This window comes from Acinetobacter haemolyticus (genome assembly GCF_003323815.1).
GTDB lineage: Bacteria > Pseudomonadota > Gammaproteobacteria > Pseudomonadales > Moraxellaceae > Acinetobacter > Acinetobacter haemolyticus.
The window spans coordinates 1-18,445 of record NZ_CP030880.1 but is presented as its reverse complement, the minus strand read 5'-3'; the positions used below and the strand labels follow the sequence as shown (position 1 = coordinate 18,445).

The following is an 18,445-nucleotide window of genomic DNA, read 5'->3' as shown; positions in this document are numbered from 1 at the left end:
ATCGCTCTCATCCAGTTTGTTGCCTCGTGCACTTAAGCACCGTACAGCTTCAATCTAAATTCATATACCAAAACGCTTGATTCAGTGTTTTTGCTAGTTCTCAATTTCATTCTTTCGAATGAATTGAGTGAACAATTTATTTCAGACTCAATTCTACTAATCTGTTAATGATTAACTACAGCCTCGTCAGCTTGCAGTAAACTGTGATAAATCACAGAAGTTAATAAACTCAAATCAAAATCTCTTTTGATTTATTTAGATATTTATTAATTTCTATAATTTACTTTAGCTCGTACTTCGTAAAGTACGTGGTGGAGACTAGGAGAGTCGAACTCCTGACCTCCTGCGTGCAAAGCAGGCGCTCTACCAACTAAGCTAAGTCCCCAGCTTTAATCATAATGAACGATATATCTTCTCATCTAGCAGCTTGTGATTATTCATCACTTCGTCAGTAGTGGTGGGTCTGACAAGACTTGAACTTGTGACCCCACGCTTATCAAGCGTGTGCTCTAACCAACTGAGCTACAGACCCTCAGATACATCTTCGAAGAACAACTTGTTGTGGATTCTTACCGGCCATCAATCTTTCGTTAAGGAGGTGATCCAGCCGCAGGTTCCCCTACGGCTACCTTGTTACGACTTCACCCCAGTCATCGGCCACACCGTGGTAAGCGTCCTCCTTACGGTTAGACTACCTACTTCTGGTGCAACAAACTCCCATGGTGTGACGGGCGGTGTGTACAAGGCCCGGGAACGTATTCACCGCGGCATTCTGATCCGCGATTACTAGCGATTCCGACTTCATGGAGTCGAGTTGCAGACTCCAATCCGGACTACGATCGGCTTTTTGAGATTAGCATCCTATCGCTAGGTAGCAACCCTTTGTACCGACCATTGTAGCACGTGTGTAGCCCTGGTCGTAAGGGCCATGATGACTTGACGTCGTCCCCGCCTTCCTCCAGTTTGTCACTGGCAGTATCCTTAAAGTTCCCGGCTTAACCCGCTGGCAAATAAGGAAAAGGGTTGCGCTCGTTGCGGGACTTAACCCAACATCTCACGACACGAGCTGACGACAGCCATGCAGCACCTGTATGTAAGTTCCCGAAGGTACCAATCCATCTCTGGAAAGTTCTTACTATGTCAAGACCAGGTAAGGTTCTTCGCGTTGCATCGAATTAAACCACATGCTCCACCGCTTGTGCGGGCCCCCGTCAATTCATTTGAGTTTTAGTCTTGCGACCGTACTCCCCAGGCGGTCTACTTATCGCGTTAGCTGCGCCACTAAAGCCTCAAAGGCCCCAACGGCTAGTAGACATCGTTTACGGCATGGACTACCAGGGTATCTAATCCTGTTTGCTCCCCATGCTTTCGTACCTCAGCGTCAGTATTAGGCCAGATGGCTGCCTTCGCCATCGGTATTCCTCCAGATCTCTACGCATTTCACCGCTACACCTGGAATTCTACCATCCTCTCCCATACTCTAGCTGACCAGTATCGAATGCAATTCCTAAGTTAAGCTCAGGGATTTCACATCCGACTTAATCAGCCGCCTACGCACGCTTTACGCCCAGTAAATCCGATTAACGCTCGCACCCTCTGTATTACCGCGGCTGCTGGCACAGAGTTAGCCGGTGCTTATTCTGCGAGTAACGTCCACTATCTCTAGGTATTAACTAGAGTAGCCTCCTCCTCGCTTAAAGTGCTTTACAACCAAAAGGCCTTCTTCACACACGCGGCATGGCTGGATCAGGCTTCCGCCCATTGTCCAATATTCCCCACTGCTGCCTCCCGTAGGAGTCTGGGCCGTGTCTCAGTCCCAGTGTGGCGGATCATCCTCTCAGACCCGCTACAGATCGTCGCCTTGGTAGGCCTTTACCCCACCAACTAGCTAATCCGACTTAGGCTCATCTATTAGCGCAAGGTCCGAAGATCCCCTGCTTTCTCCCGTAGGACGTATGCGGTATTAGCATTCCTTTCGGAATGTTGTCCCCCACTAATAGGCAGATTCCTAAGCATTACTCACCCGTCCGCCGCTAGGTAATGTAGCAAGCTACACTTCCCCGCTCGACTTGCATGTGTTAAGCCTGCCGCCAGCGTTCAATCTGAGCCATGATCAAACTCTTCAGTTTAAAATCATTAGTAGCTTATGGCTACAAATCTTGGCTCATCAATTTTCTGACATTAATTTCTCAAATAAACTTCGAGTAATTTCTACCATCTAATCAATGAAATATTTTCGATTGATCAACCAGTAAAAATCCACACAAGTTGTTCTTCTATTCTCTTAATGATCTTCTCGATGATTCGTCATCATCAAGCTAGGTCGGCTATATTACTCTCAATCTCTTAAAAGTCAACAGGTAATTTAGATATTTTTAAAACTTATCAAACAACCCAAAAATCTAACCACTAAAGCCAAATCCTTGTTTATCAACAAGTTTTTATCTGCATCACCGCCGATGGATGTGCATTCTACAGCATTCACAACCCAACACAACCCCTTTTCTTATTATTTCCTTTTGCATGTTTCTTTTTTCTACAAAACTAGTGTTTTCGTTGTTTTTATCATCTATTTATGTATAAAAAGCAGGCTCATGGCCTGCTTTTTATTTTTTTCTTTATGATTTAATCGGTGAAAGTCACACGTGCAATGGCTTTTTTACCAGATTGGATGATTAAAGTGACATTCTCTTTTACAGAATAGCTCATATCGACCACATTCCAATCGACTTTAACAGCACCACGACCCACCGCATCTTTAGCTGATGCTGCATTTGGGTTTAAACCTGCAACACGAAGAATGGTTGCAATAAATAACTCACCACCAAACTCACCACGAGAAATGATTACTTCTGGCGTGTCTTCGGGTACTTCGCCTTCTGTTACACGGTTGCCTGCGCTCTTATGTGCATTTTCAGCCGCTTCTGCATCATGGAAACGCTCAACCAGCTCAAGCGCCAAAATACGTTTAATTTCTTGTGGGTTACGACCAGCAGCCATTTCATCAAGCAAGACTTTGATTTCATCGAGTGACTTAAAGCTAAGTAGATCAAAGTAACGTTCAATCAAGCTATCTGGCATCGACAAGATTTTTTGGTACATCGCACCTGGTGTGTCAAATACACCAATATAGTTGCCTAAAGATTTAGACATCTTATTGACGCCATCTAAACCTTCAAGAATTGGCACAGTAATACACACTTGTGATTCTTGACCATAACGACCTTGTAAGGTACGCCCCATCAGCAAATTAAAAGTTTGGTCTGTTCCGCCTAACTCGACGTCTGCTTCAAGCGCAATTGAATCATAACCTTGTACTAATGGATATAAAAACTCATGAATTGCGATCGGTTGATGATTGTTATAACGCTTGGTGAAGTCATCACGCTCTAACATACGCGATACGGTTTGTTGGCTCGCCAATTGAATCAAATCAGCTGCCGTTCTTTGATTAAACCATTCTGAGTTAAAACGAACTTTGGTTTTATTTGGATCTAAGATTTTAAAGACCTGTTCTTGATAGGTTTTCGCGTTAGCAAGAACTTGTTCTTTAGACAAAGGCGGACGCGTTGCACTTTTCCCAGATGGATCGCCAATCATCGCAGTATAATCACCAATCAAGAAAGTGACTTCATGCCCTAAATCTTGGAAGGTTTTTAATTTATTGATGAGAACCGTATGTCCTAAGTGCAAATCAGGTGCCGTAGGGTCAAAACCTGCTTTTACACGCAGTGGACGATTCTCTTTGAGTTTCTTCAGTAAATCTTCTTCAGAAATAATCTCATGCGTGCCTCGTTGGATGAGAGCAAGCTGTTCTTCGGCGGGCAAGAAATTTGACATCACAAAACCTAAACACATCAGTTATTCAATTTGTGCGATATACTAACATTTTTTCAGCATCTTGCAGGGGAAGTTGTTTATGAGCGCAATCTATATTGGTGTAATGACTGGCACGAGCATGGATGGTGTTGATATTGTTGCAACTTCATTCGAACCTTTAACTTTGCACGCGACACTCACAGTCCCATTTGATCCAGAATTACGTGATGAGTTGATGGCATTAACGCTACCAGACGATAATGAAATTGATCGTATGGGAAAAGCAGATGTTGCATTGGCACAAATGATTGGACAGGGTGTCAATCAACTGATTGAAATGAACGGTTTAGACCGATCACGAATTAAAGCCATTGGTTCACATGGGCAAACTATTCGCCATCGTCCTGAATATGGTTTTACCTTACAAATTGGTGATCCCAACATCATTACTGAAATTACTCAACTTCCTGTCATTTCAGATTTCCGTCGTCGCGATATGGCGGCAGGTGGGCAAGGCGCACCTTTGGTTCCAGCATTCCACCAAGCATTGTTCCAACATGACAGCATTCACCGTGTCATTCTCAATCTAGGTGGTATTGCCAATGTCAGTATGCTGCCTGCAAACAATCCAAATGCCGTTTATGGTTTCGATACTGGCCCAGCCAATATTCTGATGGATGCATGGTGCCAACGCCATACTGGAAATGCTTATGATGAGAATGGCGATTGGGCAGCTTACGGACAACCGATTCGTTCACTTTTAGATCGCTTACAAAATCATGAATTTTTTGCTAAAGAACCACCTAAAAGCACAGGCCGAGAGGACTTTAATTTAGAATGGCTCGATGACCAAATAAGTGATTGGCGCAATGATCTCGACTATGATGAACTGGAAGATACCCCAGAGAATGTGCAAGCAACGCTAATGAAACTCACCACACGTGCCATTAAAAAAGCCATTTATAGAAGCAAGGATTTAATGCCAACAGGTGAAGTTTATGTCTGTGGTGGTGGCGCATATAACTCTCATTTGCTAGAACAACTACGTTGGCGTTTACGTAAGCATAATTGGTCAGTCCAAACGACGGATGCTTTAGGTTTAGCCCCAACATGGGTAGAAGCAACAGCATTTGCTTGGCTAGCAATGCGCTTTATTCAACAACTGAGTGGTAATTTAGCTACAGTTACAGGTGCATCAGGTGATCGTATTTTAGGAACAATTACGGCGGTCTAAGCATAAAAAAGCCTCTCAGACTTTCTCATCGAGAGGCTTTTAAACAAATCTATCTTAGATTGAAAATGACGAACCGCAACCACAAGTGGTCGTTGCATTCGGGTTTTGCACCACAAAACGCGAGCCTTCCAGACCTTCTAAATAATCAACCACTGAACCCACTAAGTATTGATAACTTAAAGAATCAACCAAAACTTTGACATCGCCATTGCTGAATTCCGCATCATCTTCGTTGACCGTTTCAGCAAAGTTAAAACCATACGAAAAACCAGAACAACCTCCACCCGTGACGTAAACACGTAACATCAGGTCATTATTACCTTCACTTTCGCGCAGTTGGCGAACTTTTTTAGCAGCATTATCTGACAATTCGAGAGCTTGGGCGGTCATGGATGTTCCTCCGACTTCAATATGTCTTTCATAAATAAAAGACCCAATATTTAGTATAGCATACCTAATATCGGGTCGGTCTTTGAACTTTTAAAGTGTCGTTACAGACTTTTTCACAAGATTATTTGTAATTTTCGTCCTGTAAAGCGCACTCAAAATTCTTGGCATCTTCACGGCAACGGAATTGCCATAATAACTTCATCATACGCTTATCGTAGATACCGCGTTTGGTTAAATCAATACGTGCCTCACGCATTAATTTCTGATATCCAGGTTTGTCAGAAGCTGGTATTTCCATCCAATATTTTTGTGGAATGTCAGCTTTCATTTTGCCTAAAATATCAAAGGCCCGTGGTAATTGAGAACTCACCCATTGTCTGGATTTTTGCCCAAAACCTTCTGGGAATTTATCGGAACGAATAATAATATTTCCCGTTACTTGCAAAATTGGATAATTTACAATCGCACCTTTTGTACCTAAGCCTTTATGTAACTCTAGTGGTTTAAATGCAGCAGCTGGTGCACCAATGATATCAACCTGACCATTGTTAAATTTTGCCCCGAAGTTAGTCACATCTGAACTTACCGCTTGCGCACCCACTTGAGCTGCCATAATTTTTTGAGCATCATCATAATCTAGTACAGCGATTTTCTTGCCTGCAGCCTTCGCGACCGTATTAATATTACGATCATTGACCATCAAGTACGCATCTCCGACAGGAATAACGCCCACCACTTCATATTGACCGTTCACCATTGCTTTAGCAAAGGTTGGACTGGCTAGGCCTTGCATGACTTTGACTGCAAATTTTAGGTCTGTAATCGCGCCAATCGCGTCGAGTGATCCTGTAAATTTGTTAAACTGACGACCACGCATGCCTGTGATACTGACAGCATCACATTTGCCAGCCTTAAAATCTTCTGCAAGTACGGCTTCATTTTGTCCCACACGCAACTCAATGTCCGCACCCCACGATTTCGCAGCAATCTGATAGTCTTTCATCAAAGCATAGACATCACCATTTCGACCCACTAAATCAAATACACAAAGGGTTTGCTTTGCTTGTGTAACGGCAGAAACAGTGGCGATGCTTGACGCAAGTAAAATTGTTTTAAACCATTGCATGTTATTTTTTCCTTTGCATCTAGTTTGAGTGTTGTTGCATAACCTTAAGCTTGTGAAGAACAAATGAAGTCCCTCAGATAAAGGCTTTCAAATGAATATATGTTTAAATTCGGTATTGTTTCATCATCCTGATCAAACATATTTTTAAATCATCACGATTTCATCTGATTTTTATGCTTCTATCATCACGATGTTTCGTCATGAAGACAATGACCTTAATGACATAATCAAAAAAACAAAAAGCCTAGATAAATCTAGGCTTTAAGTATGCTTTTTTGCAATTCTGGATTATTCACCAGGTAATGCACATTCGAAGTTCGCTTTATCAACAGAACAACGTGCTTTCTTTAAAACAGACATCATGCTGGCATCATAAATACCACGCTTGGTTAAATCCATACGACCATCACGTAATAGTTTTTGATATTTAAGTTTGTCTTCAGCACTTAAATCCATTCTGTATTTTGCAGGAATTTCCGCTTCTAAACGCTTGATCATTGCAAATGCTTTCGGCAATTGTTTTACATGCCAATCACGTGACTTTTGACCAAAACCTGCTGGGAATTTCTCAGGACGAATCACTAAATCTGCAGTTACGTGTAAGACAGGGAAGTTAAACATCGCACCATTGGTACCTAGACCTTTGCTTAATTCTAATGGTTTATAAGCATAAGCAGGCGCACCCACCATATCTACCTGACCATTGTTAAACTTAGCAGCAAAGTTAGAAATATCTGAAAGTACTGCTTGCGCACCTACGCGTTGTACCATGATTTTTTGTGCATCATCATAACCAAGCACAGCAAATTTCTTGCCTGCGGCTTTTTCAATTGAGTTGATACTCTTATCACGCACAAAGATATACGCAGAACCTAAAGGTGCAATACCAGCGATTTCGTATTTATTGTTTCCTAAGTTGGTGGTCATTTTAGCAGCATTACGTGCATCTAATACAAACGTAATTGCACGTTGCGCAATTTCATTGCTCGTTACACCACCTAATGAGTCAATTGAACCAGCAAATTTATTGTATGGACGTGCACGCATTGAAGTCATTGCTACAGCGTCACACTTACCAGCTTTGAAGTTGTTATCTGCAACAGCTTCATCAGTCAATGCAACCAAATTTACATCAGCGCCCCAACCCTTAGCAGCCAATGCCCAATCCTGCATCATTTTGAATGACTCACCAGATCTACCCAATAAGTCAAATACACATACGTCTACTTTGTTTGCTTGAGCTGACGCAGAAAAACCCATGATAGATGCGGTGATCGCAGCGAACGCAATTTTTTTCATTTTTTCTTCCTTCTACAAACTTATGTCTGTCTCCTTGTACAAGGCAAATATTAATCATGTTTTATGGAAAAAAATAGAGTTAGTACTCTATTTTTTGTGTCAATATTGCTACATTTTGTCATTTTTTAACCAGTTTATGGTTTATTCACCGCTTAAAGAACATTCAAAATTTGTTCGTTCAACCGTACACCGCGCACGTTTCAACACATTCATCATGGTTGCATCGTATACACCTTCTTTGGTCAAATTCATTCGCCCATCACGTAACATTTTTTGGTAACGAACTTTATCTTCATTCGATAAATTGATACGAGCTGCATCCATACCCGCTTCTAAACGTTGTACCATCGCAAAGTTACTTGGTAATTTTCCAACAAACCACTGACGTGATTGCGCGCCAAAAGAACTAGGAAATTTTTCTGGGCGAATAATCAAATCTCCTGTGATATTTACGACTGGAAAATTAAATAAAGCACCATTTGCTAAACCTTTGTTAATCTCTAAAGGTTTATAAGCATAAGCAGGTGCAGCAATTACATCCACTTGGCCACGGTTAAATTTTTGCACGAAATCTGAGATATTAGAGGGTACTGCAACCAGATCAATACTTTCCACGATGGCTTTTTGCGCTTGATCATAATGTAAATATGCGAATTTCTTGCCTTTGGCCTTTTCAATGGTATTAATATTTTTATCACGCACAAAAATATAAGCTAAACCAACTTGAATAATCCCTGCAACTTCAAATTTCTCACCATTGAAAGTCGCCACTAAACGATGTTGATTACGTTTATCGAGCACAAATGAAATCGCTTTTTGTGCAATTGCATTACTGGTGACTGCACCTACAGCATCAATCGAACCCGCAAATTTATTGTATTTTCGCGCACGCATAGAGGTCATATACACTGCATCACAGCGTCCTTGGTCAAAATCGCGTTCCGCTTTTTCCTCATCTTGATAAGGAATTAGTTCAATATTTGCTTTCCATGTTTGTGCAGAAAGACGCCATTCTTCAAGAAGTTTATAAGACTCACCTGCTCTTCCTAATAAATCGAATACACAAACTTTTTGTTTTGCTTGTACTTGTGAGCTCATCGCAAATAAAGCCGCAGCCCCCAATAACCAAAGTCCATTTTTCATCTTGTTTTCCCTTCTGTACTGTTCTGCATGTTTTTCCATCAATGCAAAATCAATATAGTCAAATTTTGATCAAATTAACAGTATTTTTATATACATACATCGGATTATTATCAGTTTTAATCATATTCATCACACTTTTTTAAAGCTCTTTTTCGATTGCTATAGAAAAGTTTGCATTCATTGGGATAGCCCTTAAAATGCTGCTATCTATTCGCTATGCTGCATACTTATGATCCAGTTTGACCAAGTTTCACTACGCCGTGGTGGCCGAATTTTATTTCAAAAGGCCTCTATGCAACTTCATCCAGGTTGGAAAATTGGCTTAACGGGTGTAAACGGTGCTGGCAAATCGACCTTATTCGCAGCGCTCTTGGGTGATTTGGTTGCTGACGAAGGTAACTTAATCCGCCCTGCGGTATGGACAGTTGCGCACATGGCACAAGAAATTAAGGCCTTGGAAATGCCTGCGCTTGACTTTGTTCTTTCAGGCGATGAGGAATACTGGAATATCAAAGAAAGATTAGCTCACCCCGATCAATTGAGTAACGATGATCTAGCCAAACTGCATGGGCGTTTTGATGAGATTCATGGTTATGTCGCTCCTGCAAAAGCGGCTCAATTGATGGCTGGTTTAGGCTTTTTAGATCATCAATTAAGTTTAAATGTCGCCAGTTTCTCTGGTGGTTGGCGCATGCGTTTAAACTTAGCACGTACTTTGATGAGTCGTTCAGATCTCTTACTACTAGATGAACCGACCAACCATTTAGATTTAGATGCTATCTTGTGGTTAGAAGACTGGCTCAAAGCTTATGAGGGGACACTGGTTCTTATTTCTCATGACCGTGATTTTCTTGACGCAATTACTGATCATATCCTTCATATCGAAAACCAAGAATTGACACTGTACACAGGTAATTATTCAACTTTTGAAACCACCCGCAGTGAACGTTTAGCACAACAACAACAAGCTTTTGAGAAACAGCAAGAAACTCGTGCACATTTACAAAAATTTATTGATCGATTTAAAGCGAAAGCCACCAAAGCACGTCAAGCGCAAAGCCGAATCAAACAACTAGAACGAATGCAACAACTTGCTCCAGCCCATGTAGATACGCCCTTTACATTTAGCTTCCGAGAACCAACCAAAATGAGTTCTCCGCTATTAAGTTTAGATGCAGCCAGTATTGGTTATAGCGACAAAATCATTGCAGAAAAAATTCGCTTACAAATCACGCCAAGCTCACGTATTGGCTTATTAGGAATGAACGGTGCTGGTAAATCAACACTGATCAAAACTTTAGTGGGTGATTTAGCATTATTGTCTGGTGAACGTAAAGCATCTGAACTACTCAATATTGGTTACTTTGCGCAGCATCAAATGGATGCTTTAGATGCCAATGCCAGTCCGATGTTGCAACTTGCACGGATTGCGGATAAACAAATCAGTGAAGCATCATTACGAGCTTTTCTGGGTGGGTTTGGTTTTAGTGGCGAACGTATGGATACACCATGTGAAAGCTTCTCTGGTGGCGAACGTGCGCGCTTGGCTTTAGCACTCATCGTTTGGCAACGTCCAAATGTTTTAATTTTGGATGAACCCACCAACCATTTAGATTTAGATATGCGTCATGCACTCAGTATGGCCTTACAAGATTTCGAAGGCGCTGTGGTACTGGTTTCACATGAACGCCAACTCATTGCCAGTGTCTGTGATGAATTATTGTTAGTACATGCAGGGCGTTGTACTGAGTTTGATGGTGACCTACAAGACTATGCAAAATGGTTACGAGAAGCACGTCAACAACAAATCAATGCCCAAAATGCATTACAACAACAAGCGACCAATCAACAAGTAAACAGCGTGAAAGTTGATAAAGAAGCACAACGTAAAGAAGCTGCTCGACGTCGTGAAGTCACCCGTCCTTTGCGTAAAAATATTGAAAAAGTCGAAGCTCAAATTGAAAAGATTCAGCCTCGTTTAGTCGATATTGAACATTCGTTGGCTGATAGTGCATTGTACGAAGCTAATCGCAAAGATGATCTAATCAAGCTCATGAATGAACAAAGTGAATTAAAAAACAAACTAGAGCAATATGAAGAACAATTGCTCACCTTCATGATGGAGTTAGAAGAATTAGAAGCGTCATTTACGCATTAATTAAAAAATATAGATCCATATATTTACTGCATAGAAATATATGGATCTTAGATTCATGTAGATATTTAAAAACCTTTAAGCCTGTTCCCAAGCTCAAATCAACATCCCCGTAACATAAATCTGTATTGAATAATGTTATTCTTTTATCTCACTTTTTAATCTCGATTAAAATTTGAATTTTCTCAAAAAATTGAGCTTTGGCTTCAGGCTAGATATACTCAAGCCCCATTATTGTAATGTTATCACCTACGAATGAATCTTGAGGGTTAGATTCGTTTAATATTTTTTGTACTGCAATTTGCTGAGTACGTTATTTGGGACACTACAAACTGAATGAACTCTTTAGACTTTCTTTTTAATTTCGAACACTTCCTGCCAATCCTAGTTCAAGAATATGGTTTATGGATTTACGCTATTCTCTTTCTGATTATTTTTTCTGAAACAGCTTTTGTTTTCATGTTCTTCTTACCCGGTGATAGCCTATTACTTGCTGTTGGCGCTTTGTGTTCAGTAGTCGAAATTATGCATCTTGGCTATATGATTACACTGCTTTTTTTCGCTGCTGCATTGGGTTATATGGTGAATTTCCATATTGGTCGCCATTTTGGTGATCGAATTTTCAATACAGAATCTCGCTTCATCAAACAAGAATACCTACAAAAAACCAATGTGTTTTTCTTAAAGCATGGTGGGAAAACTATCCTTCTTGCCCGCTTCATTCCTTTTGCACGCTCATTTGCACCGCTAGCAGCAGGTTCAAGCAATATGAATTATACGCACTTTGTAGTTTACAATATCCTAGGTGCGTTGCTGTGGATCAGTGTTCTAGTTACTGCAGGTTATTTATTTGGTCACGCGATTATTCAAGTGAGTGATTTGGTAGATAGTTAATCCTTTAGTGTTCCACGTGAAACCTTCCCTGCTAGTTTTCAAAAAAAAAGACGATGCTCCAAGGCATCGTCTTTTTTTACATTCAGAATTTAAGCGTCAATATCTGCATTGAGTGCGTTTTCTTCAATGAAGGCACGACGAGGTTCAACATCATCACCCATGAGACATGAGAACATACGATCCGCCTCAATCGCATCATCAATGGTCACTTGCAACATATTGCGATTTTCAGGATCCATCGTGGTTTCCCAAAGTTGCTCAGCATTCATTTCACCCAAACCTTTATAGCGTTGAATCATCATGCCACGGCGAGAGTCTTGTAAAATATGCTGCCAAACCTGATGGAAACTTGCCACTTGGATACGACGCTCACCTTTCTGTAAGTAAGCCCCTTCTTCAAGTAACTTAAACCAGCTCTTTGAGTTTTTAAGTAAGCGCGCATATTCTGCTGAATTTAATAATCCAGCATCTAATAAATAAGCATGCGGTAAGTTATGGACGTACACCGTGACACGTGGCCAATAATGTGCTGATTTCTCACCTTGAGCATTTTCACGCTCAAATGCTTCTAAACTGATTTCAGGACGAAGGTTCGGCTGCAATGCTTCAATGGCTGAACGCAATTGCTCTGCCCAAGTTTCAACATACTCACGTTCGTGGTTATGATCGATTTTAAATGCATCTAGTTCTAACAGACCATCTAACAAACTTGCTGGATAACGTTGTGTTAAACGCTGTAAGCTCTTTTGTGAAACTTGATAATCTGCGATCACACTCGCCAATGCTTCCCCACTAATCGCAGGTGCATCCGCACTCACATGTAACGCCAATTCATCAATTGCATTTGAAATAAGGAAGGTTTCAAGCGCTTCATTATCTTGAAGATATTGCTCTTGCTTGCCTTTTTTCAATTTATACAATGGCGGTTGAGCAATATAAATATAACCGCGTTCTACCAACTCAGGCATTTGGCGGAAGAAGAAGGTCAACAACAAAGTACGAATATGTGAACCATCCACGTCCGCATCGGTCATGATAATGATTTTGTGATAACGTAATTTGTCAGGATTGTATTCTTCACGACCAATACCACAGCCTAACGCCGTGATTAAAGTGCCCACTTCTTGACTTGAAATCATCTTGTCAAAACGCGCACGTTCAACGTTTAGAATTTTACCTTTCAGCGGTAAAATTGCCTGCATTTTACGGTTACGACCTTGTTTAGCGCTCCCGCCCGCAGAGTCACCCTCGACCAGATATAGTTCAGACAAAGCTGGATCTTTTTCCTGACAATCTGCCAATTTACCTGGTAAACCTGCAATATCCAAAGCACTCTTACGACGAGTCATTTCACGTGCTTTACGCGCGGCATCACGAGCACGAGCAGCATCGATAATCTTGCCAGCGATTGATTTCGCAGCTTGCGGGTTTTCTAACAAATAGGCAGAAAACTCTTTGTTCATCGCCTGCTCAACCGCAGGTTTCACTTCACTCGACACCAACTTTTCTTTGGTTTGTGAAGAGAATTTAGGATCAGGGACTTTAACAGAGATAATTGCCGTCAAGCCTTCACGGGCATCATCCCCAGACACCACAACTTTTTCTTTTTTGAGCAGGTTTTCATTTTCCATGTAGCTATTTAAGCCACGGGTTAATGCTGCACGGAAACCAGCTAAATGTGTACCACCATCTTTTTGTGGAATGTTGTTGGTAAAACAACGTACATTTTCTTGATAGCTATCATTCCATTGCAACGCCACTTCCACACTGATGCCATTATCTGCATCGGTAGTGAAATGAAAGATTTCATTGAGATGCGTTTTACCTTCGTTGATATATCGAACAAACTCAGATAGACCACCTTCGTAGTCATAGACATTTTCAAGATTGACACGTTCATCACGCAATACAATGCGGACACCCGCATTCAAAAATGATAACTCACGCAAACGACGCGCCAAAATATCGACATTGAAAATGGTTTGACTAAAGGTTTCAGCACTTGGCCAAAAACGCACAATCGTACCCGTACGATCAGTTTCACCAATCACGCGTAATGGGTATTGTGGATCACCATGATGATATTCTTGCTGGTGTTCCTGCCCAGCGCGATGGATCGTCAATTGCAATTTACTGGATAAGGCATTTACGACTGAAACACCAACACCATGCAAACCGCCTGAAACTTTATAACTATTGTCATCAAATTTACCGCCTGCATGCAGAATCGTAAGAATCACCTCTGCAGCAGAAACCCCTTCTTCAGGGTGAATATCGGTTGGGATACCACGACCATTATCCGAAACACTCACTGATTCATCTTCATGAATCGTGACTAAAATTTCATCACAGTGCCCTGCCAATGCTTCATCGATGGCGTTGTCCACTACCTCGAATACCATGTGATGTAAACCTGTACCGTCATCAGTATCTCCGATGTACATGCCAGGACGTTTACGAACCGCATCTAATCCACGTAATACTTTAATACTAGAGGAATCATAAGCCTTTTCATTTGTTTGTTCTGTTTGAGAGACTGATTGAGACTCTGAACTCATGGTTACTCCCTAGTAAATATCGAATCTATCCAAAAATGAGGAAATAAAATTATGGCGCAGCAGGACTGACTTGACCGTGAACAACATGGAACAATTGAAAAGAAATCGACAAATCATGTAAGTGTTTTAATACCGACGTATGGTCTAAGGTGGTCATAAAAACCTGACTTCCTAATTGACTCAATCGCTCCATTAAGCGTTGTTGTGCAGCTAAATCTAACTCTGCTGTCAGATCATCTAATAATACCACAGTTTCCTTATTACTCGCATGTAGCATTGCAATTTGTGACAGTTTTAATGCCATGATTAACAACTTTTTTTGTCCTCGTGATAACACATGAGCAGCATCACTGCGCATGGCATCGCCCTTGATTTTTAAGCGTAAATCAGCACGATGCGGCCCATACTCAGTATAGCGTCGATCCAAATCTTTTTGATGTTGCTGTACTAAATCTTGCAATAGCCCTTGCTCAGTATGAAACCCTGCATGGTATTCCAATTCGATTTCGATATCAGGCAAAAGTTGCTTTAAATCTTCCTTAAAAAATAAATTCCATTGCTCTAAAATACCGACCCGCTGCGAGTGCAAAATTTCACCATAATCGCTCAACATTTTGTTCCATGGCTCCAAATCAGCCAAGGTCAAATTCCGCCGTGTTTTAAGTAAGCTATTACGCTGCTTAAGTGCACGAGAATAATATTGCCAAGCAAAGTAAAACTCAGGTTCCACGTGGAACATCAACCAATCTAACAACTGTCGCCTAGGCTTGGCACCTTGATCAATAATATCGGTACTTTGTGGATCTAAATGTTGCAATGGTAATCGCTTGGCCAATTGTCCTTGTGTTGCAATGGTATCTCCATTGATTTTAATCAACTGTTCACCAGAAGCCAGTTTTCGCATCCCCATCCGCTCATGAACTGATTGTGCAAAGACAATCGCATCATCAGCCTCATACTGAATGTAATGCTTTGGAATATGAGTGCGAAATGAACGACCAGTAGCCAACAAATGGATCGATTCCAAAATTGAGGTCTTTCCAGAACCATTAGCTCCGTAAAAAATATTAAACGGTTGCAACTCAGTGAGTGCAACCGTTTTTAAATTTCGTACACGCTCGATATTTAAACGCGTAATTTGCATGCTTTAAACTCAAATGATCAATGTTGATTAAACACGCATTGGCATCACAACATAAGTTTGATCAGGATGAGCAGGATCTTGTACAAGCACCGATTGATTTGCTTCGGTCATGCTCATTCTTACATCATCCCCATCAAGAACACTCAATACATCCAAAATATATTGGGCATTAAAGGACATCTCTAAAGGCGCATCTTGATACTGGATAGCCAAATCTTCAACAGCTTCATCTTGTTCTGGGTTATTGGCGCGTAACTGTAATGAATCTTGATTGAAGTTTAAGAAAACTCCTCTCAGTTTTTCATTACTCAAAATCGCCACACGCTGTAAGGATTGCTTGAAAACATCATGTGCGATGAGAACATGCTTATCGCCACCTCTTGGAATCACACGACGATAGTCTGGGAACTTACCATCAATCAGCTTCGTGGTAAAACGTACTGTGATATCGCTCTGCTCTTTGTCTCGGCTCGGCGTGTTGATGGTCACATTTAATAATTCACGACCAATCAACAGGGTCAACTGTTCATCTTCAATACTCAGCAAACGTTGTAATTCACCAACGGCCTTACGTGGCACAATTGCTTGCATTGGAGCAGAGGCGGTCGAAGAAGCTAAAACTTCACACAATGCCAAACGGTGCCCATCTGTTGTTACAGTTCGCAATTGATTCTGATCAATTTCTAGCAAAGTACCTGTGAGATAAAAACGTACATCCTGAACCGCCATAGCAAACGCTGTTTTTTCAAATAAGCGTTTTAACTCACGTTGGGTCACTTGAACTTGTGTCCCCTGACTATTTTCAGTGGTGAGCAAAGGATAATCTTCAGCAGGCAAGGTGCCCAAAACGAAACGACTATTACCTGATTTTAAAATACAGCGCTGATCTTCCGTAATTTGTAGATCAATCAAGGCTGCTGTAGGTAGAGATTTACAAATTTCGACCAATTTACGCGCAGGAACAGTGGTTTCACCCGGCTCCAAACACGCACCTTCGGCTAAATTTGTGCTTGCCACTAACTCAACTTCCAAATCAGAACCTGTAATGGTTAACGCATGCGGTGTAGTTTGAATTTTGACATTCGAAAGAATATTCAATGTATGACGACGTTCTACAGCCCCCACCACATGAGATAAAACATTGACTAAACTTTCTTTAGCGATTTTCAAACGCACGGTTTATTCCTCTTACAACGGAAGCTGATTACGAATATTAGCAGTGTACTATGCTGCACTTAAAAATAGTTTGCAACTAGGAAAATAGAGTCAGTTGCAATAATGCTCAAAACTAACTTTGCAACAAACGTAGTAAATTTTTATAGTCTTCATTAAAAATTGGATCTTCTTCGCGCAAACTCACCACTTTCTCGCAAGCATGCATCACGGTACTATGATCACGGCCACCAAATGCCATGCCGATTTCAGGAAAACTATCGCCTGTTAACTCACGTGCCAAACCCATCGCCAGTTGACGAGGTCGTGCGTAAATACGCGTACGCTTCGGTCCAATCAATTCTTTTAATGGAATACGGAAATATTCACTGACCACACGTTGGATATTTTCCACACTAATGGTTCTCGCACGAATTGCCAAGACATCTTTCAACGATTCTCGCACCACATCCAAATCGATTGCAGTCCCTTTAAAACGCGAGATCGCCACGACTTTATTCAGTGCACCTTCAAGCTCTCGTACATTGGCAACCACTTGTTGGGCAATAAATAAAGCACAATTTCGAGGTAAATCTACACCACTATTTTCAGCTTTTTTTAACAAAATCTCGATACGAGTTTCGATGTCTGGTGGTTCAACTCCCACTGACAATCCCCAAGAAAAACGGGAAACTAAACGCGGGTCTAATTCCGTTAACTCTTTTGGATAACGGTCTGAAGTTAAAATGATTTGCTTTGATTCATCCAGTAAAGCATTGAAGGTGTAAAAGAACTCAACCAAGCTCGCTTCTTTACCTGCTAATAAATGAATATCATCAACCAATAATAAATCTAAAGAACGGCAATTCTTTTTAAACTCTTCAACTTTTCCTTTTTGCAATGAACTAACAAAGTCCTGCACAAAACTTTCAGAAGTCATATACATCACACGAGCGTTGGGTTTAGCTTGCAGTAAAGCATTACCTACAGCTTGCATAAGATGCGTTTTACCAAGACCTGTCGGTCCATATAAAAATAATGGATTATGTTGTGAAGCTCCCAACTGGGTTAAAACCTTACGGCAGGTTTCTGCTGCCATTTGGTTAGAGCGACCTTCAACAAATAGTGAAAAAGTAAATAATGGATTGAGTTGTCTTTTCTTAGGAATCTTGTTGGCATTTTGGCTCGGCTGTACCAAATCAGCCTCTTTCTTTATTTTTGTCGGAATTGGAGTACTTGTATTCAATGCAGCAGTTGTGGTCGCAGGTTGTTCACTACTCGCTAGAATAGTACCAGGACGCGAATCAACCAAAATCTCGACTTGGCGTACTCGACCTTCCGACAATTGCTCAGCCAAAATAGAAATCAACTCAAGATGATTATCTTGGATATAACGCGTCCAATAGGGGTTAGGTGCGTATAACCGCATCACATCATCAACTTCTTCCGCAACCAAAGGACGAATCCACATCGCAAAGACGTTATCAGATAGCTCTTGTCGCAAGCGAGTTAAGCAGTCTGTCCAGAGCAT

12 protein-coding genes, 2 tRNA genes and 1 rRNA gene are annotated in these 18,445 nt (G+C 41.1%); 3 read left to right on the top strand and 12 right to left on the bottom strand.

Annotated elements, in window-relative coordinates; genetic code table 11:
* Nucleotides 1-309 precede the first annotated feature (309 nt).
* The 4 genes from DS737_RS00075 to tyrS all read right to left on the bottom strand — a co-directional run bounded on the left by DS737_RS00075 (nt 310) and on the right by tyrS (nt 3,858).
* Nucleotides 310-385: transfer RNA gene (locus tag DS737_RS00075), tRNA-Ala, on the bottom strand.
* Nucleotides 386-455: 70 nt separating this feature from the next.
* Nucleotides 456-532, bottom strand: a tRNA-Ile gene (locus DS737_RS00070).
* A 59-nt stretch (nt 533-591) separates the two neighbouring features.
* Nucleotides 592-2,129, bottom strand: a 16S ribosomal RNA gene (locus DS737_RS00065).
* Between the two features lie 496 nt (nt 2,130-2,625).
* Nucleotides 2,626-3,858, bottom strand: coding sequence for a tyrosine--tRNA ligase (gene tyrS, locus DS737_RS00060; RefSeq protein WP_008942570.1), 1,233 nt, complete (start codon nt 3,856-3,858; stop codon nt 2,626-2,628).
* 61 nt (nt 3,859-3,919) lie between these two features.
* On the opposite strand from tyrS, the gene DS737_RS00055 reads away from it, so the two are divergent.
* Nucleotides 3,920-5,053, top strand: a complete 1,134-nt coding sequence (locus tag DS737_RS00055; RefSeq protein WP_004637302.1) for an anhydro-N-acetylmuramic acid kinase — start codon at nt 3,920-3,922, stop codon at nt 5,051-5,053.
* A 54-nt stretch (nt 5,054-5,107) separates the two neighbouring features.
* Here DS737_RS00055 and erpA read toward each other — a convergent pair whose 3' ends face one another.
* From erpA to DS737_RS00035, 4 genes are all read right to left on the bottom strand, one after another.
* Nucleotides 5,108-5,443 (bottom strand): iron-sulfur cluster insertion protein ErpA, encoded by a 336-nt coding sequence (gene erpA / locus DS737_RS00050; RefSeq protein ID WP_005086061.1) that lies wholly within the window; start codon nt 5,441-5,443, stop codon nt 5,108-5,110.
* Nucleotides 5,444-5,564: 121 nt separating this feature from the next.
* Entirely contained in the window at nt 5,565-6,569 is a 1,005-nt protein-coding gene (locus tag DS737_RS00045) for a putative solute-binding protein (protein ID WP_075314251.1), read from the bottom strand.
* Nucleotides 6,570-6,857: 288 nt separating this feature from the next.
* The gene (locus tag DS737_RS00040; protein WP_005086066.1) at nt 6,858-7,868 is read right to left on the bottom strand and encodes a putative solute-binding protein; all 1,011 of its coding nucleotides are present in this window, start codon (nt 7,866-7,868) and stop codon (nt 6,858-6,860) included.
* A 141-nt stretch (nt 7,869-8,009) separates the two neighbouring features.
* Nucleotides 8,010-9,011, bottom strand: coding sequence for a putative solute-binding protein (locus tag DS737_RS00035; protein ID WP_113996478.1), 1,002 nt, complete (start codon nt 9,009-9,011; stop codon nt 8,010-8,012).
* A gap of 229 nt (nt 9,012-9,240) precedes the next feature.
* Between DS737_RS00035 and DS737_RS00030 the strand changes: the two genes are divergently transcribed.
* Together DS737_RS00030 and DS737_RS00025 are read left to right on the top strand one after the other, a co-directional pair.
* Nucleotides 9,241-11,169: an ATP-binding cassette domain-containing protein gene (locus DS737_RS00030; RefSeq protein WP_113996477.1), complete on the top strand. Its 1,929-nt coding sequence runs from the start codon at nt 9,241-9,243 to the stop codon at nt 11,167-11,169.
* A 333-nt stretch (nt 11,170-11,502) separates the two neighbouring features.
* Nucleotides 11,503-12,060: a VTT domain-containing protein gene (locus tag DS737_RS00025; RefSeq protein ID WP_004637309.1), complete on the top strand. Its 558-nt coding sequence runs from the start codon at nt 11,503-11,505 to the stop codon at nt 12,058-12,060.
* 89 nt (nt 12,061-12,149) lie between these two features.
* Here the strand turns inward: DS737_RS00025 and gyrB are convergent, their stop codons facing one another.
* The 4 genes from gyrB to dnaA form a co-directional block, all read right to left on the bottom strand.
* A complete protein-coding gene (gene gyrB / locus DS737_RS00020) occupies nt 12,150-14,618 on the bottom strand; it encodes a DNA topoisomerase (ATP-hydrolyzing) subunit B (RefSeq protein WP_004637310.1) in 2,469 nt (822 codons plus the stop codon).
* A 49-nt stretch (nt 14,619-14,667) separates the two neighbouring features.
* Nucleotides 14,668-15,762, bottom strand: a complete 1,095-nt coding sequence (recF, locus tag DS737_RS00015; RefSeq protein ID WP_113996476.1) for a DNA replication/repair protein RecF — start codon at nt 15,760-15,762, stop codon at nt 14,668-14,670.
* A gap of 27 nt (nt 15,763-15,789) precedes the next feature.
* Nucleotides 15,790-16,938, bottom strand: a complete 1,149-nt coding sequence (gene dnaN, locus DS737_RS00010) for a DNA polymerase III subunit beta (protein ID WP_004637312.1) — start codon at nt 16,936-16,938, stop codon at nt 15,790-15,792.
* A gap of 112 nt (nt 16,939-17,050) precedes the next feature.
* Nucleotides 17,051-18,445: a chromosomal replication initiator protein DnaA gene (dnaA, locus tag DS737_RS00005; protein WP_005086074.1), complete on the bottom strand. Its 1,395-nt coding sequence runs from the start codon at nt 18,443-18,445 to the stop codon at nt 17,051-17,053.